Here is a 20,531-nt window from a genome sequence, read left to right on the forward strand (position 1 = left end):
ACCGCTCAACCGTGCAGCCGCGCAGCCGTTACCGGGGCGCCGGCTGCACGGCGGTCATCACCTCGTTGAGCAGGTTTTCGGCCTGTTTCCAGACCGCACGCTGGTTGTAATCGCCCGCCGTGGTGACGACCACCATGTCGAGCCCCGGCACGATCCACAGGCGCTGGCCGCCGTTGCCGATGCCACCGATCCAGGCGTATTCCGCGCCGCCCGCCACCACCTTGCCGAGCCACCACTGATAGCCGTATTGCAGGCCCATGCCCGTGTCGATGTGCGAACGCGTGGAGTCGGCAATCCACTCCGCGGGCACAAGTTGCCGGCCATTCCACCGGCCGTGCTGCAGCACGAGCTGGCCGATGCGCGCCAGGTCTCGGGGGCGCAGGCGGACGCCGGCAAACGCCAGCGGGCGGCCGCGGTAGTCGTCCACCCATTCCCAATCGGTGATGCCCAGCGGCTCGAACAGTTGCTTGCGCGCGTACTCCGGCAACGGCATGCCGACGCGCTCTGCCAGCAACTGCGCCAGGACCGCCGTGTTGCCGCCGTTGTAATTGAACTGCGTGCCCGCCGACGCCGCCATCGGGCGATCGAACACGTAGTGCGCTTGAGACGTGTGCCAGAACAACCCGAACTCGTCGTTGTTGAACAGGCTCGTCGCACGCCATTCATTCCAGGCCAGGCCGCTCGACATCGACAGCATCTGCGAGAGCGTGATCGCCTCGCGGCCGTCGCGGTTCAGCTCCGCCAGCGCCGGAAACAGCGACAGCACCGGCGTGTCGAGCGGCGGCGTCTTGCCTTGCCCTTGCGCAATGCCCCACAGCAGGCTGGTCACCGATTTGCTGATTGAGCGAACGTCGTGAAGCGTGCTGGCGTCGAACGTGCGCGTGGTGCGGAACAGGTCCTTCACCCGCTCGTCCTTGCCTGCACGATAGACCTCCGCGACCAGGCGTCCATGTCGCACCACGAGCAGGCTGTGGACATTGATATCGGCGTCTGCAACCTTGTGCAGGACGGCACAGAGCTTGCGGGCGTCGAACGCCGCCGCGGCCGGTTCCGCCTCGATTTGCCAGCCGTCGTTCAACGGGGCAGGCGCGTCGCAAGGTGCCGCCTGCGCGCTGCATAACGCGCAGGCCAATGCCAAAGCGATGCCGATGCTGCCAAAGCGTTGCGTCATCCGAGCCCCCAGGTCGATGTGCCGCCAAGTATCGCAACCGGCACTTCAAGGCGCAAACCCGCTGCGACGAACGGTCGATTTGGCCGCTTGGGCCGCCTGGGCCGCGACGGATCGGCCATCCGGACGACCCTTCAGCGCGCGTCGGAACCCCGGCGCGCGTTACCATGTCGGACCATTCTTATTCACCAGCTACATCACAGGCACCTATGGTCACACGTCGAACCCTTCTTGCCTCCGCCTCGGTTACCGTCACGCTGGCGGCGCTCGGTATCACAACCGAAGCGCTGGCCGCCGATCGCGTCAAGCTCGGCGATGCGGCGCCGTTCTCTTTCGATGCGCTGATCGAGCGCGCCCGCACGATGGCCGGCAAGCCGTACACGCCGCCTGCCACGGCGCCGGCTGACATCCTGTCCAAGATCGACTACGAAGCGCACGGCAAGATCAAGTTCGACACCGCCCATGCGCTGTTTGCCGACGGCCCCGGCCAGTTTCCGGTGACGTTCTTCCACCTGGGCACGTTCTTCCGCGCGCCAGTGCGCATGCACGTGGTGGAAAAAGGCGCCGCACGCGAGATCGTCTACGACGAGTCGTACTTCGACATGCCGGCCGACAGCCCCGCGCGCAAACTGCCGCGCGGCAGCGGTTTTGCCGGCTTCCGCTTCCAGGAAAGCCGCCTGGGCGACCAGAAAAAACTCGACTGGAAGAAAAACGACTGGGTCGCCTTCCTGGGCGCGTCGTACTTCCGCGCCATCGGCGAGCTGTATCAATACGGGCTTTCCGCACGCGGCATCGCGCTCGACGTGGCGCAGGCCGGCAAGCCGGAGGAGTTTCCCAATTTCACGCACGTGTGGTTCGACACGCCGGCAGACAACCGCGCCGATTCCGTGACGATCTACACGCTGCTCGACGGCCCGAGCATCACCGGCGCATATCGCTTCGTGATGCACCGCACGAAGGGCGTGGTGATGGACATCGACACGGCCATCTTCCTGCGCAAGGACGTCGAGCGCTTCGGCATCGCGCCGGCCACGTCGATGTACTGGTTCTCGGAAACCGCCAAGGGCACCGCCACCGATTGGCGCCCCGAGGTGCACGACTCCGACGGCCTGGCCCTCTGGACCGGCAGCGGCGAACGCATCTGGCGCCCGCTGAACGATCCGCCGCGCACGATGGCGTCTGCCTTTGGCGACAACAACCCACGCGGCTTCGGCCTGCTGCAGCGCGACCGCGACTTCAACAACTATCAGGACGGTGTGCACTACGAGCGCCGCCCGAGCCTGTGGGTCGAGCCGCTGGAAGGCTGGGGCGAAGGCGCCGTGCAGCTCATCGAAATCCCGACCGACGACGAGATCCACGACAACATCGTCGCGATGTGGGTGCCGAAGGCGCCGGCCCGTGCGGGCGGCCAGTATCGTCTGCGCTATCGCCTGCACTGGCTGGCCGATGAGCCGTATCCGACGCCACTGGCGCGCTGCGTGGCGACGCGCATGGGCAACGGCGGGCAACCTGGCCAGCCGCGGCCGCGCGGCGTGCGCAAGTTCATGGTCGAGTTCAAGGGCGGCCCGCTGGAGAAGCTGCCGTTCGGCACCAAGCCGGAGGCCGTGCTCAGCACCTCGCGCGGCACGTTCTCGTATGTGTTTACCGAAGCCGTGCCGAATGGCGTGCCGGGGCACTGGCGCGCGCAGTTCGACCTGACGGTCGACGGGAAGGAACCGGTCGACATGCGGCTGTTTTTGCGTGTGGACGGCAAGCCGCTGTCGGAGACGTGGTTGTACCAATACCACCCATTCCAATCGCCGGTGGGGCCGGTGGCGTCGTAAACGCCATCGCAGCGCTCAACAAACAAGGCGGGAATTCCCGCCTTTTTCATTACTGGTAGGACAGCGTCACCACCGCCAGCGCTGGCTCCGCCCCCGGCGCGCGCGACAAGGTGAGCGTGCCGTTGTTTGCCGTCAGCAGGTGGGCCTTGAAGCCGCCGAATTTGACCAGGACGTCGGCCTTGCCGTGTGCATCGCCCACCCGCAGGGGCTTGAGCGAAGATGCGGTGCGCGCCTCCACCGACACATCGATCGGCACCACGCGCACCGCTGTCGAGCGGAAGTCCAACACCACCTGATCGCCGGACGCAGATCGACGCGCCTGCAGCCCCGCGCCCGCGCCCGGCGCCTGCAGCGCAGGCTGGACACGGAATCCGGCCTCGACAATGGCGCCCGTGAAATAGATCACGCCGCCTTGGCTGCCGCCCGCAAGCGCGCCACTCGCGCTGACGGCCGCCGCCATGGCAACGGCCGCTGCCTTGTAGACCCTGAACATAAGACCCCCGATGCCCGACCCTTGGGCGATGTGTCGCGTCCGCCCGTTTCCTTTTCCGACGGACCGGCGCAATAGTTTTTTACGATTCGCATCGTCCTCAGGATCGATCTCATTGTGGATTGCGGGCATCCCTGATTGCGGGTCAGATGGACAAAGCTGCAGGCGCGCAGCTCATGGCGCCGGCCACACCGCCAGCGCCTGCATCAATTGCTTGCCCAGCGGAATACGCTTGGCCATATCGCCCTCGCGCGGCATGTCGATGTTCAGTGCAAACGCATAGACGCGCCCGGCACGCTCGACCCAGCCGACCCACCAGCCGATCTCCGGCTGGTATTCGGTGGCGACGCCGGTCTTGGCATACAGCGCGGCATCGCCCTGCTGCTCGATCAGCAGCATGCGGTGGACCATGTCCCACGTGCGCGGCTTCACCGGCAACTGCTTGAGCGCCATGCGGCTGGTGAAGCGTGCTTCTTCGAACGCGGAAATCTCCAGCGGGCCGCGCAGCCAGAACTGGTCGATCACGCTGCCGAGCTGGCGATTGCCGTAGTCGAACGCATCAACGTAGGCCTGCATGCGCTCAAACCCAACGCGGCGCGCGACTTCCTGATAGATCGGCACCGCCGACAGGCGAATCGCCTCGGGCAACGCCATGTCGTGCTCCCATTGCTTGTAAGGCTGCGGCTTGCCGCCGTAGGGCAGCACTTCCTGATCGTCGCGCACGGCCCCGGTGTCGAAGGCGATCAGGCTGTTCGGAATCTTGAACGTCGATGCGGGATGGATGCGCCGCGCGGCGCGTGCCGGATCGACGACATAGGTGCGGTCGGCGCCGATGTCCATCAGCACGAAGGTGCCGGAGACGCCGGCGTCGTCGAACACGCGCTTGAGGTCATTGCGCACGACCAGCTCGGCATGAGCGGTAGCGGTGCCGAGGGCAACGGCGCAGGCCGCGAGGCCAAACGCGAAGGTCTTCGACCAGCGAGAAAACATGAGGGGCTCCATGAAATGAGTGGATGGCTGCCGGCTCCCGTCGATGCGGACAAGAGCCGGCGCTGCGCATCGTAGGGAGCACGCCATGCCGCCGCCAGCGTGCAAGGCACGCCTCACGTCACGCGCGTAACGCCTGTAACAACGAGCTTGGCGCACAATGGCGCCACGTTTTCGCTTCGCCAGATTGTTTGCATGACGCCTCCGCCCCTGCCCGCCCTCCATGTCGAGCTGACCACGCCGCAAACCGTGGATGGGCGGCGCGCGTCGTTCCAGAGCCTGTGGCTGCTGGTGCGGCTGGCTTACGCGCATCGTCTGTCGCCGGAACAACCGCTGGTGCGCCTGGCCGACCTGCGCGGCGCCGTGTCGGACGCCAGCACGCAGCGCATGATGATCAGCCGCGCCTTTCGCGACTGGCAGAACTGGGGTGTACAAGCCGGCTGGGGTGAACAGCGCGATCGCGAGCCGCGCTTCCTCAACGCAGACAAGCGCAGCCAGGGCCCGTTCTGGCTCACTCCTAAAGACGCAGCACGCGTGATCTGCCTGGTTGAAGGACGGATTGCCGATGACACCGATGTGCGCGCCTTCCTTGGTATCGCCGCGCCGGAGCGCAGCCCGGACATCGGCGCTGAACCCAACGCCAGCGCACTTTCCGGGCCCGCGCCCGGCACGCCAAACCCGGCTTTCTGGCACGCTTTTCTGACCGCGCGCCACGCCATGCGCGAAGGCCGCCTGCTGCATGCGCTGAGCACCGGCGCAAGCACCTCCGACACCGAGCGCGGCGGCGCCCTGCTCGCCTTGCGCCACGCCGGAGACGCCGCAGACAACGACTTCCAGCGCGCCCTCGTCACCCTGGGCGAGGCAATGGCCGCGCGCCGGCTGGGCGACTCCACACGCGCCAGCGCCTTGCTCTCGCAACTGCGTGCGCACCGCCGGCAGCGCCACGTGCTGGGCAACGATTACCTCGCCGCCATGGAGCGCATCGTCACCGCATGGTGCGCGTATGACCGGCGCGACCTCGACCTTGCCGCGGGCCTGCTTGCACGTCTGGCCGATGCCGAGCCCGGCCGCAGCCTGCTGCGATATCACCCGCAGATTCGCTTCGAGTGGAACAACCTCAGCGCACTCATCGAGCGCGCCCGCCTGCTCTACGCCGATGCCGACGACATTGCATCGGACGTACGCGCCCGGGCCGCGCAGCGCATCGTCGCGCAGTTCGAAACCGCGCTGGCTGCCGCGCTGGAAAGCCAGGCCTCCGACGCCGTGCAGCAGGTTGCCGCCAACCTCGGCATGACGTGCTGGCTGCTGCGTGATGTGCTTGGCAACGCGGTGCATGCCGACGGCACGGTCGATGCCGTCCGTTGGCTGGCCATGAGCGAATGGCAGGCGCTGCGCAACGGCGGGCCGCTGCAATCGGCGTGGAACGCCATCGCGCTCATGCGCATTGCACGCGCAGACACAAGCCGCACTGCGCTCACGTTGAACGACCTGCGCACGCAGGCCGGACCGTTTGCCGAAGCCTTTGACGCGCGCTACTGGCCGCAGCGCTGGACCGACGTGGCCGCGCTGCGTCTGCGCGAGCACGACAGCGGCCGGCATCGCTACGGCCACGTGCAGGTGAGTGGCTTGCTGCTGGAGCTGGCGTGGTTTGCCCACGCAGATGGCGATCACGTCATCGCACGCACGACAATGGAGCGCCTCTCGCAAACCATGCAAGACCTGGCGCCGCATGATCGCGCGTACTTCGTGCAGGCGCTGAAGGCGCTGACTCACACGGCGGAAGCGGCGCCCTGAGCCCCACCTCCCCTGCGCCAAACCTCACGCCACCAGCGGCACGAGCAACATCCGCGCGGCCAGTTCCTGCCGGAACCGTTCGAAGGCCTGCGCGACGGAATCCGCGCCGCGCGCGGTGTTCTGCAAGCGGATACCTTCCACCTGATGGATGCCCACCGTGGCGAACACGTAACGCAGATACGGCATCAGGAAATCGGTCTGCGCGTGGGCGCCGTCAAAGTTGCCGCCGGAAGCGGACACCACCAACACCGAACGATCCGCCAGCATGCCGACCTTGCCCATTGGCGTGCGGCGGAACGTGCGTTCGGGCCGCACCACGAGATCGATCCACGCTTTCAACGCTGAAGGCACCGTGTAGTTGTGAACCGGGGTGGAGATCAGCACGGCGTCCGCCGCTTCCAGTTCTCTGATCAGCGTTTCCGACAACGCAAGCTCCGCGCGGTGCGCAGCGGTACGGTCGGCATCGGGCATGAGGCTGGCTTCGACGAAACCGGCATCGGGGTGCGGCAGCGGTGTCGCTGCCAGGTCGCGCTCGATGACGCGCAAGCCGCCCACGGCTTCGCCCAATTGTGCAACCACCAACCGGCCTCCACGGCGGCTGTGCGAGCGATCGTCGCGCGGGCTTGCGGTGACGTGCAGCAGTGTGGTCATCGGGCAGCTCCCGGTCGCGTGTTCATGCCAAAGCGCAAGGCGCCCGCGAGCAACCCGTTGCGATAGTAGAAACGATGGCCGAGCACGTTGGACAGCGGCGTGTCGAGCACGAGCCGTGCGCACCCGAGGCGCTCTGCCTCGGCCTTGAGGTGGTCCATCAACACATTGCCGAGGCCGCTGCTGCGCAGGTTGGCATCGGTCACCAGATCGTCGACATACAGGAACGGGCCGTAGACGAGATTCTCCTGCTGCCGATAGCCTGCCAGCGCAACCGGCACCCCGTCACGCCAGACGGCGACGAGCCGATAACCGTCTTCCACCTGCCGGCGCCAGCGCGTGACGAGCTCGTCGGCGTCGGCAAGATGCGGCCGCAGTTGATGCATGACAGGAAAGCAGGCACGCAGCGCGGCTTCGTCCCCAATTGGGCGGATGACGTCCACGATCATGCAGCCTCTACGCCGGCGGCGGCCGGTACCTGCGGCGCAAAGCGCATCGCAACGGCAATCCGGTTCCACGCTTGGATGTTGGCGACGGCGGCCGTCAGGAAGGCGACTTCCGTCCGGGAAAAATGCTCCAGCACGGCGTCGTATTCATGGTCTTCGACGCCGTGCCCGGCGGCGCGGGCCAAGGTGGTCAACGCTTCGGTCCAAGCCAGCGCAGCCCGCTCGCGTGGGGTGAAAACGGCGGGCGTGTCGCGCCAGACCGCCACCAGGTCGAGCTTGGCCGGCGCCACGCGCAGCTTGCGCGCCAGGTTCAAGTGAAACTGCACGCAAAACGCGCAGCCGTTGATTTGCGATGCGCGCAGCTTGACCAGCTCGGTCAGCGGCTTTTCCAGCCCGGAGGCGTCCACCGCCTTGCCGAGCGCCTGCAGCGCCGAGGCCACGCCGACGGCAGTATCGACAAATTCCGGGTAATCCATGCGAGGGGAGAGATCTTCCATGTCTGACTCCTGTTGAGGGTTCGCGTAGGATGAGTGGTAATATCAGTGCTCGAACATCATATTCGAACTCTGATATCATGAGCAAGCGCTCCACGCCTGCGGGCAAGGAAAACGACACGCCACGCAATCCGCCTTGCATTCCCGAGCCCGGCCAGGGCAAGCGCGGTGAAGAAGGCTATCTTGGCTACTTGCTCCGGCAAGCCAGCGCGGCCCAGCGGCTGCGCATGGAGCGCGCCATGGCTGACGTGGGCGTTACCCTGCCGCAATTCCTCGTGCTCACGATGCTCCGCGCCTATCCAGGTATCTCGAACGCCGATCTCGCCAGGCTGGCGATGCTGACGCCTCAGACAGTGAGCGTGATCGTCACCAATCTGGAGCGCAGCGGCGCCATTACACGTCGGCCCCACGCGGTGCACGGTCGCATCCAGCACATCGATGTCACCCCTGAAGGGTCAGCGCTGCTCGCCGCGTGCCGCCAACGCTCGGGCGGCATCGAACAGGACCTGCTGGAGGGGTTCACGCGCGAGGAAGAAGAGGTCGTGCGGCGCTGGCTCGTACACGTCGCCAAACTCGGTAGCGACAAACCGTCTTCGTAATCCTCGCGTTGTTTTTTTCTCTGCTGTCCTTGACTTCCGGATCGCCGCCACTATCATCCGATGTATCTTAAGATATATCTGATGATGTTCTTCAGGAGAATGGCAATGCGCGGTTGGTTCGGACATCACCACAAAATGTGGATCGAGAAACACTTCATGATGGGCCGTCACGGTCATGGCGGACACGGTTTCGGACGTGGCATGGGCGGTTTTGGCGGGCCCGGCGGCTACGGCGAAGGCGATGACGAAGGCGGCAGCCCCTGGCGCGGTCGTCGCCTCAGTTCAGCAGACTTGCAGCTGGTATTGCTGGCGCTCCTCAAAGGCACGCCCCGCCACGGCTATGAGTTGATCAAGGCGGTGGAAGAGCATTCGCTCGGTTTCTATACGCCGAGTCCGGGCATGGTGTACCCAGCGCTGTCGTATCTGGAAGATCACGGTTTGGCTTCTGTCACGGCCGAGGGCAACAAGAAGCGCTACGGCATCACCCCCGAAGGCGAAACATGGCTGGCCGAGCGTCAGCACAGTGCCGACGCCATCCTCGCGCAACTGCGCGCCATGGGCGAGCGCGTCAAGCGCATGAACGAAGCCATGGCGTTCGACCGCGAAACCGACAACGCCGCCGAATGGACGGACACGGGCCACGACCCGCTGCGCACCGCGCGCTGGCGCCTGAAGTTCGCCCTCATGGAAAAACGCTTCGCCTCGCGCGAAGAACAGCAACGCGTGGCAGACATCCTGCTACGTGCCCTCAAGGAAATCACCGGCGAGCGCTAAGCGGCAGGCAGCAATCTGTTCAGCCCCCGGGCGTTGTTCGGTCGCCCGGGCCACCGCGTCAGTCCAGTCGGTTCAGCCGGTTCACTCCGCAGCCATCTATGTTTGCCTTCAATCGCACACAAGGTCTCATGTCGCAGTTGCTCGGTTCCGTCAAACCCGCCACACGCCGCATGCGTGTGCGCGCCATCCATACACTCTCGCCGCGCATGCGCCGCGTGGTGTTTACCGGCGTGGCCGCTACGGATCTCGCTGATCTGGCCGGCGCTGCGCCCGGCGCGGCCATCAAGCTGATGTTTCCGCACGATGCCGCAGGCGCCGGCCGCACGCTGGGGCGTGCTTACACCATCCGCCGCTATGACGCGGCCCGCGATGAACTGGAAATTGATTTCGTCGTGCACGACGAAACGCCCGCCGCGCAACACGGTCCCGCCGCACGGTGGCTGGAGCATGCGGCGCCCGGCGATGAAGTCGAATTTGCCGGCCCCAAGCGCGGGTTCCGTGCCGACCCGGCCGCGCCATGGACGCTGTTGATCGGCGACGAAACGGCGTTGCCCGCCATCTTCGCCATCCTGGAAACGTTGCCGGAGCACGCGCAGGTCCTGACCTACATCGCCATCGGCGACGCCCGGGCGCGCCTGCCGCTGGAAGGCGCCCTCGCCGCGCACCCCCGCAGCCGCAGCATCCACTGGGTGGAAAGCGATACGGCGCACGCCGGCGCGATGATGGTCGGCGCACTCAGCGCCCAGGCCATGCCGGCCGGCACGCCGCAAGTGTTCCTGGCCGGCGAGGCATCCATGCTCAAACAAGTCCGGACGCTGCTCGAAGGTGCCTGGGCCGTGCCGCGCGACGCCATCGACGCCAAGGGCTATTGGACGGCCGGGCTCTCGCGCGAAGAACGCAAGGCGGCCGAGGCGCGCTGAGCCTGGCGTCGCCTTAGGTGGCGACTTCTGCACTGGGCGTGGCACCCCGCACCCAGTCGCGCAGCAGGCGTTGCCCGTAAAGCAGCGCCGCATCCATCGCTTCGCGCGGGGAGCCGAAGGTGCATCCGGGCCGCACCGGCTGCGAACCCGACAACGATTGCCCTTCCGCGCCGCGGAACACCACTTCGACGCGCGCCTCCCAGCCTCGCCCGCCGGCGGGCACCACACGCGGGACGATCTCAACGTCTCCACAGATCTTGTGCACCTCGTTCCTCCGTCTGCAGCGCCTGAACGGCGCATTGCCAGCAAGCTAGCAACGGGCATGCCCATCTGCTCGACGCCGCGAGATTTGATCGAGATCAACTGGCGGTCCAGGCATCACCTTTAGCCCGTCGCCGGCGTGCCGATGCAAGACAGGACAGTGCGTGGCGGCCCACGCGCACCCTCCTTCCGTCCATCCGCGCCGCAAAGCGCGGCACCACCATGCGCAAAAATCTACCGGTCACCCAAGCCGAAACCGCCCTCAACCCGACGGACTACCTCATCTCCCGCACCGATCTCAAGGGTCGCATCGTCTTCGCCAACCCGGCGTTCGTGCGCATCAGCGGCTACACGCAGGAAGAGCTGGTGGGCGCGCCGCACAACCTCGTGCGCCACCCTGACATGCCCGAAGCCGCCTTCGCCGATCTGTGGGCCACGCTGCAAGCCGGCAAGCCGTGGCGCGGCTTCGTCAAGAATCGCCGCAAAGACGGCGGCTTCTACTGGGTGCTGGCCAACGTGACGCCGGTGTTTCAGAACAATGCGGTGGTCGGCTATACGTCGGTGCGTTCCCTGGCTACGCCTGCGCAGATCGCGCGCGCGCAACGCGCCTATACCGCCATCAACGAAGGGGACACCTCGTACACCGTGCGCGCGGGCCGCATTCTGCGCACGGGATGGCGGCGCGCCGTCAATCTGTTCCAGATCGACAGCCTGCGCTTCAAGGTGATCGGGCTGCAAACGCTGATTGCATCGGCGATCCTGATCGGCACGCTGTGGGCGCACATCGCACTGGAAGCTGCCGATCTGCATGGCGCAGCGTGGCTGGTGTTCAGCCGCGACTGGCTGTGGCTCACCGGTGTCGGTTGCGCAGGGCTGGCAACGGGGTCAGGCGTGCTGCTCGCCCGCACGCTCATCCGCCCACTGGAGGAAGCCGCGATGCTGGCCACGCGACTGGCTGCCGGCGATCTGACCACCGTGGTCGAAGCCCGCTCCAACGACGAGCTGGGCGAAGTCATGCGCGCCATGGGCACCATGCGCGCGAGCCTGTCGTCGATCGTGCGCGACATCCAGGACGGCGCTGCCAGCGTCGCGCACAGCACGCTGCAGATTTCCGCCGGCAACCATGATCTGTCCGCCCGCACCGAGCAGCAGGCTGCCGCGCTGGAAGAAACCGCATCGAGCATGGAAGAGCTGACGTCGATGGTTGCGCAGAACGCCGATCATGCCCGCACGGCCAGCGCCCTTGCCGAGGAGGCATCGACGATCGCGGCCGACGGCGGCCAGGTCGTGCAGCGCGTCGTGCAAACCATGGACGCCATCCGCGCCGACAGCCAGCGCGTGACCGAGATCATCGCCACCATCGAAAGCATCGCGTTCCAGACCAACATCCTTGCGCTCAACGCTGCGGTTGAAGCTGCGCGTGCGGGCGAGGAAGGCCGTGGCTTTGCAGTCGTCGCCGGCGAGGTGCGCAGTCTCGCTCAACGCAGCGCGCAGGCCGCCGCCCAGAGCAAGGAGATCATCCGCGCATCCGACCAGTCCGTGCGCGACGGCGTTGATCTCGTCCACAAGGCCGGTGCCACCATGACGCAGATCGTGCAATCGGTGCAGACCGTCACGCAGCTCATGTCGGAAATCTCGGCCAGCTCGCGCGAGCAGAGCAGCGGCATTGCACAGATCAATGCGTCGGTTTCGCAGCTCGATGGCGTCACGCAGCAGAACGCCACGCTGGTGGAAGAAGCGGCGGCCGCCACGTCGGTGCTGGCGCGCCAGTCGGAAGATCTGAAGCACGCCGTCGCGGTGTTCCGCGCGTAGCGCCGCAGCGGCAGCGCTGCCTTACACGGTGAAGCGCGTGTCGCGTTCCAGCAAGGCCGTCACCGCCTCAGGCAACAGCGGCTCGCTGAAGTAATAGCCCTGCAGCACGTCGCATTGGTGGGAGGCCAGGAAGGCCGACTGTGCAGCATCTTCCACGCCTTCCGCGCACACTTTCACGCCAAGGTTGTGGGCCAGCACGACCACCGTCGTGCAGATGGCGGCATCGTTCGAATCGCGGTCGATGTCCTTGACGAAGGCACGGTCGATCTTGATGAGGTCGATCGGCAAGCGCTTCAGATACGCCAGGCTCGAATACCCCGTACCGAAATCGTCGATGGCAATGCGCACACCAAGCTGGCGAATGGCCGTGAGGTCTTCGATGGTGCGTTCGGTGCCTTCCATCAGCATCGACTCGGTCACTTCGAGTTCAAGGAAGCCCGAGCCGAGGCCATATTGGCGCTGCAGCTTGAGCAGCGTCGGCAGCACGGTGCCGCGTTTGAACTGCAAGGGCGACACGTTCACCGCGAGCGTCAGGTCATCAGCCAGGCCGCGCTTGTGCCACTCGGCGCGCTGCTGCGCGGCCTCGGTCAAGACCCAGTTGCCGATCTCGACAATCAGCCCGCTCTCTTCGGCCACCGGAATGAACGCAGCCGGCGGCAGCAACCCGCGCGTCGGATGAATCCAGCGGATCAGCGCTTCCAGCCCGCACACGCGGCCGGTCTTGGTGTCGATCTGCGGCTGGTACAGCAGGCGGAACTGGCCCTGCTCCAGCGCGGCGCGAATCTGGTGTTCCAGGTTCAGCCGGTACGACACGCCGATGTCCATCTCGGGCGCGAAGAATTCCAGGCGGTTGCGGCCGTTCTGCTTGGCGTAGTACATCGCCATCTCGGCATGGCGGATCAGGGTATCGGCGTCCGCGCCATGCGCGGGGTATTCCGCCACGCCGATGCTTGCCGTCACGAACACCTCGTGCCCTTCCACGCGCACCGGCTCGGCAAACAGATCAAAGCCGAAATCGACACCGCGCGAACCGGCGTGCGAGATCACCAATGCAAACACGTCGCCGCCAAAGCGTGCAACGGTGTCCACCGTATCGGCGGCATCGCGCAGGCGCTCGGCCACCCGGCGCAGCACCTCGTCGCCCAGCAGGTGGCCCAGGCTATCGTTGACGACCTTGAAGCGATCGATGTTGACCAGCGCCACATAGAAGCGGCTGCGCTGGCGCGCGGCCATTTCCACCGACTGCTGCACCCGGTCGGCCAGCAGCGTGCGGTTGGGCAGGCCCGTGAGCGGATCGATCGTGGCGTGCTGCGCCAGGCGCGTGCGCGTCATCTCCTGCTCGGTCACGTCGTCCTGGATGCCGACGTAGTGCGTGACCGCACCCTTGGCATCTCGCACGGGCGAGAGCAGGAAGTTGTTCAGGAACGCGTGGCCGTCCTTGCGGAAATTGCGCAGCAGCACGCGGATCTCGCTCTCGTCGCGCAGGGCGGCGCGCACTTCACTGAGCGCAGGCTGCCCCGGCTCCGATGAATGCAGAAAGCGCGCGTTGCGGCCCAGCACTTCTTCTGCGCGATAGCCCGTCATGCGCTCGAAGCCCGGGTTCACGTACACGATCGGGAGGTCGGGCTGCTGCGCATCGGCCACGGTAATGCCCGACGGCACCGATTCGACCACGCGGCGCAGCAAGCGCAATTGCTCGTCGGATTCACGCCGCTCGGTGATGTCCTGCATGGTGCCGAACAGCGCGATGACCTCGTCGCGCTCGTTGCGCTCGATATTGCCGCGCGATAGCACCCAGCGGTGCTCACCGTCGCGGCGGATCATCTCCAGGTCAAGCGAGTACGGCTCACCCTCGGTCACGGCTCGGCTGGCGGCTTCACGCAGGCGGTTATAGCTGTCGGCCGTAAAGAACTGCGCCTGCTGCGCAAAGGCGGGCGGCGCGCCCGGCGGCATGCCCGTCAACACGTACATGCCCGAAGACCACGTGGTCGAATCGCGCAGCACGTCCCAGCGCCAGCTGCCCAGGAGCGCAATCTGCTCCGCCACGCGCAGGTTGGCTTCGCTGCTGCGCAGTTCCTGCTCAATTGCAGAGCGCTGCGAAATGTCGGTCACCCCGCCGACCATGCGGACCGCGCGGCCGTTCTGATCACGATAAAGGCTCGCGCGAATTTCCACTGTGCGCGTGGCGCGGTTGGCGTCGATCACCCGGCAGACGTGCTGCCAGCTGTCACGGTCCGAATTCAGCACCGCGCGCAACTCGCGGGCGAAGGCATCGACGTCGTCCGGGTGTACAAACTGTTGGAAGGTCAGCGTGCGCGACGTGCCCCCACCTGCGCCATCGTCGTCCCCCGGACCCAGCAGCGCGTCGCTGCCAAGCAGCCGATGCAGGCTGGCGTTGGCCCAGGACTCGCCGGTCGCGATATCCCAGTCGAAGATCCAGTCGTTGGTGGCACGCGCCACGCGCTGGAAGCGTTCGGTCAGGCGGTGGACGGTGGCGTCGTGGCGCTGGATGGCGGCGCGCATTTCGTTGAAGGTGCGCTCAAGCAGCGAGAGTTCGTCGCGCGAGGCACCGTGCTCCGGCACGCGCGCAGAAAAATCGCCCGTGGCGTAGTGGCGTGCGGCGTCGACGAGCGCGTCGATGCGCGGCATGACCATCCGGCGCAGCGCCAACTGGATCAGTGCGAGCAGCATCACGACCATCAGGACGATGGCGCCCCCGCCGGCCAGCGTCACGTTGCGCTGCTGACGAACGATGTCGGTGGCGTCCACGCCCCGCACGATCCGCAAATGCCCGCCGGCAGCATGCGGCACCACCATGGCGGCGTAGGCGCGGCGTACGCCGTCGGCGTCGTCCACCAGCAGCGGCTCGCCCGGCTGCTGCCCGGCTGTAGCCAGCAACGGCCCCTGCACCACGGCCGGCACTTGCGCAGCGCGCAAGGTGCCCTGCTTTGACAGCACGTTGCCGTCGGCATCCACCAGATAGACCGGCGCTTCCGGCATGCCATCCACGGCTGCCGCAATCAATGCGCTCTGCCGCACGGCCGCATACGCCACACCGCGGATGGCACCGTCGCTGCCTGCCATCGGGCGCGCCAAAATCAGTACCGCCTGGCTGGAGGCGCGCCCGGTCACGAACGTCGACAAGGAAGGCTGGCCTGTCGCCAGGATCTCGTTGAGGTACGGCCGGTCCGACAGATCGACGCCGAGCTTCGCCGTGTCGGGCGTACATACCAGCTTGCGGTGGGCATCGATGATGCCGAGGTTCGCGAGTTCAGTCTGGTTATGGAAGACGCGATTGACGAAGCTGCTGCACTCTTGCTGCTCCATGCGCAGCGCAGAATCGTCGGCAAGCAGCACCGAGAGAAGCGTATTGGCGTTGGAGAGCACCATGCCGACGCGCGCGGCTGCGGCCTCGGTTTCATGGGTCAGATGCTGGGCAAGGTGATCATTGAGCCGGTCACGGTAGAGCGCCACACCAGCAATCGCCACGACGATGGCCGGCAAGGCGGCCACCGCGGCCAGGGCGAGCAAGCGGCCGCGCAGCGTGGTGGGAAAGAAAGCGTGCTTCGGCACTTGAATGACCGGTAGAGCCTTATGTGGAGAGCGGATGCACTCTGCGGTTGCACGATGCGCGGCTCAAGGACCATCCCTCGGCGCACGATGCAGTTGCGGCATCGTGCCGGCTGACGGCTGACGCAGTGCGCAAGCATTTTGCTTGCAATTCCTATCACACGCAACTTGTGGATAGCCTGTAGTGGGCCCGGCCGCAAATCGGCGCGGCAGGCGGCATGAGGGGCGCCGGGAGCGTCGGTGATATGGCGCCCGGGGCATCGTTGCCGCTGCCCGATCGACGGCACTGCAAGCTCGTGGCCACGGAGGCGGCACCCTTGAGCGAAGGCCGCCCGCAGAGGGCGCGCGCCCATAGAAAAAGCCACCGGATAGCGGTATCCGGTGGCTTCAAGAATACGCTTTGAACGGGGAAGTTCAGCGCAGTTGAAGAATAGGCAATGGTCCCCGGTCAGGCCAATACCCAGGATAGGGTAATTTGGGAAAAACCCTGCATGGGCAGCGGATTTGGCCGCCGACACCGTCTGCGTGTGCGTTCCGCACAACGCCCCGCTCCGCAACAACCCGTCCTCCGAAATATCCATCCTAGCGACCCGGTGCCGCAGTCCGTCACACGGGATGTTGCGTTATAATGAAAACGATTCGCATTTAGCCTCCTTGCCTTACCACGTCACGTTAACGATCACGCACGATGCGGCTTTCCGAGCTTTCCCGCCGGGCGACGGCGGTGGTGGATCACGTTGAAGACCGTGAACCCGCCGATCCCATCAGCCAACGCCTGCGCGAACTCGGGTTCGTAACGGGTGAAGAGGTGCGCGTGGTGGCCGTCGGACCGTTCGGCGGCGACCCGATCGTCGTGCAGGTGGGCTTTACCCGCTTTGCACTGCGCCGCCAGGAAGCTGCCCGCGTTCGCGTGCGCGCCGAGCCGGCCACGCAGCCCGCCGCCGCCATCCAGGCCTCCAAAACGGCCCCGCCCGCCAAGGTGCGCGAGGCGGCATAGCCCGCCTCCCACCGCCGCCGCTTTCCGGCTCCGCTTATCCGGCTTCATGCAGATGCACGCTTCTTCCTCCTCCGCTTCCACCCCCGCATTGCGCGTTGCCCTGGTCGGCAACCCCAACTGCGGCAAGACCGCGCTGTTCAATTTGCTGACGGGCAGCCGCCAGAAGGTCGCCAACTATGCGGGCGTGACGGTCGAGCGCAAGGAAGGCCGCTTCACCGCGCCGTCGGGCCGCCATGTGCAGATTCTGGATCTGCCCGGCGCCTACAGTCTGGTCGCCACCAGCCCGGACGAGGCCATCACGCGCGATATCTGCCTTGGCACGTTCCGCGGCGAGTCGCGCCCCGACATGCTGATCTGCGTGGTCGACGCCACCAACCTGCGGCTGCACCTGCGCTTCGTACTGGAACTGCAGCGCCTCGGCTTGCCGATGGTGCTGGCGCTGAATATGGTTGACGCGGCCGAGCGGCGCGGCATCCGCATCGACCGCGCCAAGCTGGAAGCCGCCCTGGGCATGCCGGTGGTGCAGACCGTGGCCATCAAACGGAATGGTGCGGCCGACCTTGTCGCGCATATCGATCACGAACAACTGCCGGCCGTGCCGGTCGGCCTACCGGCCGATGCGGATCCGCACGTCGAAGTGAAGCGCCTGCTTGATGCCGCCGTGACCATGCCGCGCAGCACGGCCGAGCTGGACGATCGGCTCGATCGCATCGTCCTGCACCCGGTGCTGGGCCTGATGCTGCTGGCCGTGCTGATGTTCTTCATGTTCCAGGCGGTGTTCTCGTGGGCGCAGCCGCTCATGGACGGCATCCAGGGTGCCGTGGAAGCCGTGGGCGTGTGGGTCGGCAATGTCATGCCCGACGGCATGCTCAAGAGCCTGCTGGTCAACGGCATCATCGCCGGCACGGGCAGCGTGCTGGTGTTCCTGCCGCAGATCCTCATCCTGTTCCTTTTCATCCTGTCGCTGGAAGAATCGGGCTATCTGCCGCGCGCGGCCTTCCTGCTCGACCGGTTGATGGCGGGCGCGGGGTTGTCGGGGCGCTCGTTCATTCCGCTGCTGTCGAGCTTTGCGTGCGCGATTCCCGGCGTGATGGCCACGCGCACGATTCAGGACCCGCGCGACCGGCTGGTGACGATTCTCGTGGCGCCGCTGATGACCTGCTCAGCGCGGCTGCCCGTGTATGCGCTGCTGATCGGTGCGTTCATCCCGGTGCGGCAGGTGTGGGGCCTCTTCAATCTGCAGGGGCTGGTGCTGTTCGGGCTGTACATGGCGGGCATCGTGTCGGCACTGATCGTCGCTTACGTACTGAAGTACCTGAAGCGCGATCGCAACGAGCACCCGCTCATCCTTGAATTGCCGTCGTACCGTCTGCCCAGCGTGCGCAACCTGATCGTGGGCCTCGTCGAGCGGGCACGCATTTTCCTGCGCCGCATCGGCACGGTCATCCTCAAGATGATGGTGGTGCTGTGGTTCCTCTCGACGTTCCCGGCGCCGCCGGCCAACGCCACGCTGCCGGCCATCGATTACAGCTTTGCCGGGATGATCGGCCGTGCGCTTGAAGTCGTGTTCGCGCCGATCGGCTTCACATGGCAGATGTGTATTGCGCTGATCCCAGGCATGGCGGCACGTGAGGTGGCCGTGGGCGCGCTGGCGACGGTGTACTCGCTGTCGGCAACGCATGAAGATGCGGCTGCGCAACTGGCGCCGATCATCTCGCAGCAATGGTCGCTGGCCACGGCATTGGCCTTCCTGGCGTGGTACGTCTACGCGCCGCAATGCATCTCGACGCTGGCCACCATCCGCCGCGAGACCAACTCGTGGAAGGTCATGGCGGGCACCGCCGGCTACCTTTTCGCGCTGGCCTACCTGGCCGCCTTCGCTACCTACCAGATCGCACGGGTGCTGACATGAGCGTGTACCACGTTGTCGAAACCGGCGTTGTCGCCACGGTCGTGGCATTGAGCGCGTTGTCGCTGACCGGCCGCTATGCGCCGGCGATGCGCGCCCGCACGGCGGCGCGCGTGGCAGGCTGGTGTGATCGGCCGTCGCGGCCGGGCTGGATGCGCGCCTTCGGGCAGCGCTTGCTCACGCCGGGCGAGGCGCCTTCCTGCCACTCCGATCCGCTGTCGGGCAGCGCATGCGGCAGTGGTTGCAGCGGCTGCGCCTCGGGTGAATCGTCATCCGCCGCGCCGGTTGAACAGCCGATCCACTTCGTGCGGCGCAAATAACAGCCGACGCAACGCCACAACACTCACGGGCTCGCATCACGCGGGCCCGTTTTGTTTTTGCGCAACGCAGGCGTAGACTGGTCCAAACCTGAACGGGGGACGCGTCATGACCGAAGAGCTGCTGGTCCAGTTGATTGCGGAAGTCGAGAAGGAAGACCCGGTGGATTTCGCCAACCTGCCCTTCGACGAGCAGATGTTGCGAGACCTGGTCTGCAAGCTGGTGTCGCGCCAGCTGACGCAAATGGAAAATGCCCACTTCAGCCAGGACGAGGTGATCGTCTCGCTCACGGCGAGCATCGCCAAGCTGGTCCTCGAAAATCTCGTGCTGAATGCGCGCCTGCTGGCACAGCAGGGGCACGGCGAAAGCGCACGCGCGCTGCTGGAGCGGATCTCCCGCCAGGCGAAGGGATAAGCGCCGCGATTACGGCGCCGGCACCACGTTGTACTGCGTGCGGGCCCGCGTCAGCAGGCGCTTGGCGACGGAGAGGCCGCGAATGGCGGCGGCATCGTCGTCCACGGGAAAATCAAACTCGGCGCTCCAATTGCAGCCGGTGTGATCAGGGCGGTGAATGCACATCGCGCGCAGTTGGCACTGTGCGCATTCCGGGTGTTGCTGGACGCAGCGGGCCAGCAAGGTCTTGAGTTCATCTTCGGACTTCAGACGGCGTTGCATCGGCATCTCCTGAATAACAGGGAGTTGGAACCCCGAGCGCGCGGTGAGTTTCGCCATGATCCCGTCGATACTGTTTCAGCAAGTTACCGGGTCACATCACGCATTCAACCCAATCGCGCCGGACACGCCCGCACTTGCCTGACACGCAGGGCAGACGCCGTAGAGCGCAAGCGCGTGATCGCGCAGCACGAAGCCGCGCTCGTTGGCCACACGCTCCTGCCGCGACTCGATGGCGTCGTCGTGAAACTCCTCCACGCGGCCGCACGTCAGGCAGATCAGGTGATCGTGATGCGCGCCCTCGTTCAGCTCATACACCGCATGGCCGGCCTCGAATGCATGGCGCAGCAGCACGCCGGCATCCACCAGCTGATTGAGCACGCGATAGACCGTGGAGATGCCGATGTCGAGTTCCGACGTGAGCAACTGGCGGTACACATCTTCCGCGCTCAGGTGGCGGCCGTGTTCCGTACCGGCGGTGAGGATTTCCAGAATCTTGACGCGCGGCGACGTGGCTTTGAGCCCCGCCCGGCGCAGGTCGGTCGAGTTTGGCATGGCGTTCGTTGGGGCGAGATTTGGGTACAGCAGGCGGGGCGCTACAGCGGGCGAGAACCCAAAACGGCAACGTCGCACGCATGCACGCCGGGTCGCTGAGTTCTTAAAAAAAACGGCATGGCTGGCGGCCCGGAAAGTCGCAGTCGGGAAAGCGGGGTCTGAGTGCTTTCCCGACTGTCGGGCGGCTTGCTACTGCCAAACGCTCTGTGTGTCAGAGCGGTCCCCACAAAAGATCGGTTGCCGGGCGCCAGCCCATGAACCAGCAGGCGCGCAGCGAAATTCGGTTCGATGCGC

At 66.0% G+C, this 20,531-nt stretch carries 20 protein-coding genes; 10 read left to right on the forward strand and 10 right to left on the reverse strand.

Annotated features, from left to right (window positions below):
* Positions 1-28: 28 nt before the first annotated feature.
* A complete protein-coding gene (locus R2669_RS03565) occupies positions 29-1,171 on the reverse strand; it encodes a serine hydrolase domain-containing protein (RefSeq protein ID WP_316898593.1) in 1,143 nt (380 codons plus the stop codon).
* A gap of 206 nt (positions 1,172-1,377) precedes the next feature.
* Between R2669_RS03565 and R2669_RS03570 the strand changes: the two genes are divergently transcribed.
* The gene (locus R2669_RS03570) at positions 1,378-2,991 is read left to right on the forward strand and encodes an OpgD/OpgG family glucan biosynthesis protein (protein ID WP_316898595.1); all 1,614 of its coding nucleotides are present in this window, start codon (positions 1,378-1,380) and stop codon (positions 2,989-2,991) included.
* Positions 2,992-3,040: 49 nt separating this feature from the next.
* Here the strand turns inward: R2669_RS03570 and R2669_RS03575 are convergent, their stop codons facing one another.
* Both R2669_RS03575 and blaOXA read right to left on the reverse strand, forming a co-directional pair.
* Positions 3,041-3,484, reverse strand: a complete 444-nt coding sequence (locus R2669_RS03575) for a hypothetical protein (protein ID WP_316898597.1) — start codon at positions 3,482-3,484, stop codon at positions 3,041-3,043.
* A gap of 171 nt (positions 3,485-3,655) precedes the next feature.
* Positions 3,656-4,471 (reverse strand): OXA-60 family carbapenem-hydrolyzing class D beta-lactamase, encoded by an 816-nt coding sequence (gene blaOXA, locus R2669_RS03580; protein ID WP_316898599.1) that lies wholly within the window; start codon positions 4,469-4,471, stop codon positions 3,656-3,658.
* A gap of 192 nt (positions 4,472-4,663) precedes the next feature.
* Here blaOXA and R2669_RS03585 point away from each other — a divergent pair, with 192 nt between their 5' ends.
* On the forward strand, positions 4,664-6,262 hold the full coding sequence (locus R2669_RS03585; protein ID WP_316898601.1) for a hypothetical protein: 1,599 nt from the start codon (positions 4,664-4,666) through the stop codon (positions 6,260-6,262).
* Positions 6,263-6,286: 24 nt separating this feature from the next.
* Here the strand turns inward: R2669_RS03585 and R2669_RS03590 are convergent, their stop codons facing one another.
* The 3 genes from R2669_RS03590 to R2669_RS03600 are packed head-to-tail and all read right to left on the reverse strand — an operon-like array spanning position 6,287 to position 7,853.
* Entirely contained in the window at positions 6,287-6,913 is a 627-nt protein-coding gene (locus R2669_RS03590) for an FMN-dependent NADH-azoreductase (RefSeq protein WP_316898603.1), read from the reverse strand.
* Positions 6,910-7,359 (reverse strand): GNAT family N-acetyltransferase, encoded by a 450-nt coding sequence (locus R2669_RS03595; RefSeq protein WP_316898604.1) that lies wholly within the window; start codon positions 7,357-7,359, stop codon positions 6,910-6,912. The genes R2669_RS03590 and R2669_RS03595 overlap by 4 nt, the downstream gene beginning before the upstream one ends.
* The gene (locus R2669_RS03600) at positions 7,356-7,853 is read right to left on the reverse strand and encodes a carboxymuconolactone decarboxylase family protein (RefSeq protein ID WP_316898607.1); all 498 of its coding nucleotides are present in this window, start codon (positions 7,851-7,853) and stop codon (positions 7,356-7,358) included. Before R2669_RS03600 ends, R2669_RS03595 begins: the two co-directional genes overlap by 4 nt.
* A 77-nt stretch (positions 7,854-7,930) precedes the next feature.
* On the opposite strand from R2669_RS03600, the gene R2669_RS03605 reads away from it, so the two are divergent.
* From R2669_RS03605 to R2669_RS03615, 3 genes are all read left to right on the forward strand, one after another.
* Entirely contained in the window at positions 7,931-8,449 is a 519-nt protein-coding gene (locus R2669_RS03605) for a MarR family winged helix-turn-helix transcriptional regulator (protein ID WP_316898609.1), read from the forward strand.
* A gap of 105 nt (positions 8,450-8,554) precedes the next feature.
* Positions 8,555-9,223: a PadR family transcriptional regulator gene (locus tag R2669_RS03610; protein ID WP_316898610.1), complete on the forward strand. Its 669-nt coding sequence runs from the start codon at positions 8,555-8,557 to the stop codon at positions 9,221-9,223.
* 98 nt (positions 9,224-9,321) lie between these two features.
* Positions 9,322-10,143, forward strand: coding sequence for a siderophore-interacting protein (locus R2669_RS03615; protein WP_147215696.1), 822 nt, complete (start codon positions 9,322-9,324; stop codon positions 10,141-10,143).
* A gap of 13 nt (positions 10,144-10,156) precedes the next feature.
* On the opposite strand, the gene R2669_RS03620 is transcribed toward R2669_RS03615, so the two are convergent.
* Positions 10,157-10,408 carry a hypothetical protein gene (locus R2669_RS03620; RefSeq protein WP_316891509.1) on the reverse strand — a complete coding sequence of 84 codons (252 nt, stop codon included), beginning with the start codon at positions 10,406-10,408 and terminating at the stop codon, positions 10,157-10,159.
* 218 nt (positions 10,409-10,626) lie between these two features.
* On the opposite strand from R2669_RS03620, the gene R2669_RS03625 reads away from it, so the two are divergent.
* Positions 10,627-12,216: a methyl-accepting chemotaxis protein gene (locus R2669_RS03625; protein ID WP_316898611.1), complete on the forward strand. Its 1,590-nt coding sequence runs from the start codon at positions 10,627-10,629 to the stop codon at positions 12,214-12,216.
* 21 nt (positions 12,217-12,237) lie between these two features.
* Here R2669_RS03625 and R2669_RS03630 read toward each other — a convergent pair whose 3' ends face one another.
* Complete coding sequence (locus R2669_RS03630) at positions 12,238-15,789, reverse strand: bifunctional diguanylate cyclase/phosphodiesterase (protein ID WP_316898612.1); 3,552 nt, start codon at positions 15,787-15,789, stop codon at positions 12,238-12,240.
* Positions 15,790-16,474: 685 nt separating this feature from the next.
* On the opposite strand from R2669_RS03630, the gene R2669_RS03635 reads away from it, so the two are divergent.
* The 4 genes from R2669_RS03635 to R2669_RS03650 all read left to right on the forward strand — a co-directional run bounded on the left by R2669_RS03635 (position 16,475) and on the right by R2669_RS03650 (position 19,424).
* Positions 16,475-16,783: a FeoA family protein gene (locus R2669_RS03635; RefSeq protein WP_316898613.1), complete on the forward strand. Its 309-nt coding sequence runs from the start codon at positions 16,475-16,477 to the stop codon at positions 16,781-16,783.
* A 46-nt stretch (positions 16,784-16,829) separates the two neighbouring features.
* Positions 16,830-18,695, forward strand: coding sequence for a ferrous iron transport protein B (feoB, locus tag R2669_RS03640; RefSeq protein ID WP_316898614.1), 1,866 nt, complete (start codon positions 16,830-16,832; stop codon positions 18,693-18,695).
* On the forward strand, positions 18,692-19,012 hold the full coding sequence (locus R2669_RS03645; RefSeq protein WP_316898615.1) for a DUF6587 family protein: 321 nt from the start codon (positions 18,692-18,694) through the stop codon (positions 19,010-19,012). The genes feoB and R2669_RS03645 overlap by 4 nt, the downstream gene beginning before the upstream one ends.
* Before the next feature lie 106 nt (positions 19,013-19,118).
* Complete coding sequence (locus R2669_RS03650; RefSeq protein ID WP_004627974.1) at positions 19,119-19,424, forward strand: hypothetical protein; 306 nt, start codon at positions 19,119-19,121, stop codon at positions 19,422-19,424.
* 9 nt (positions 19,425-19,433) lie between these two features.
* Here R2669_RS03650 and R2669_RS03655 read toward each other — a convergent pair whose 3' ends face one another.
* On the reverse strand, positions 19,434-19,685 hold the full coding sequence (locus tag R2669_RS03655; RefSeq protein WP_316899068.1) for a hypothetical protein: 252 nt from the start codon (positions 19,683-19,685) through the stop codon (positions 19,434-19,436).
* A gap of 96 nt (positions 19,686-19,781) precedes the next feature.
* The gene (fur, locus tag R2669_RS03660; protein WP_147216807.1) at positions 19,782-20,237 is read right to left on the reverse strand and encodes a ferric iron uptake transcriptional regulator; all 456 of its coding nucleotides are present in this window, start codon (positions 20,235-20,237) and stop codon (positions 19,782-19,784) included.
* Positions 20,238-20,531 lie beyond the last annotated feature (294 nt).

The organism is Ralstonia edaphi, from assembly GCF_958350185.1.
In the GTDB taxonomy this organism is placed as follows: domain Bacteria; phylum Pseudomonadota; class Gammaproteobacteria; order Burkholderiales; family Burkholderiaceae; genus Ralstonia; species Ralstonia edaphi.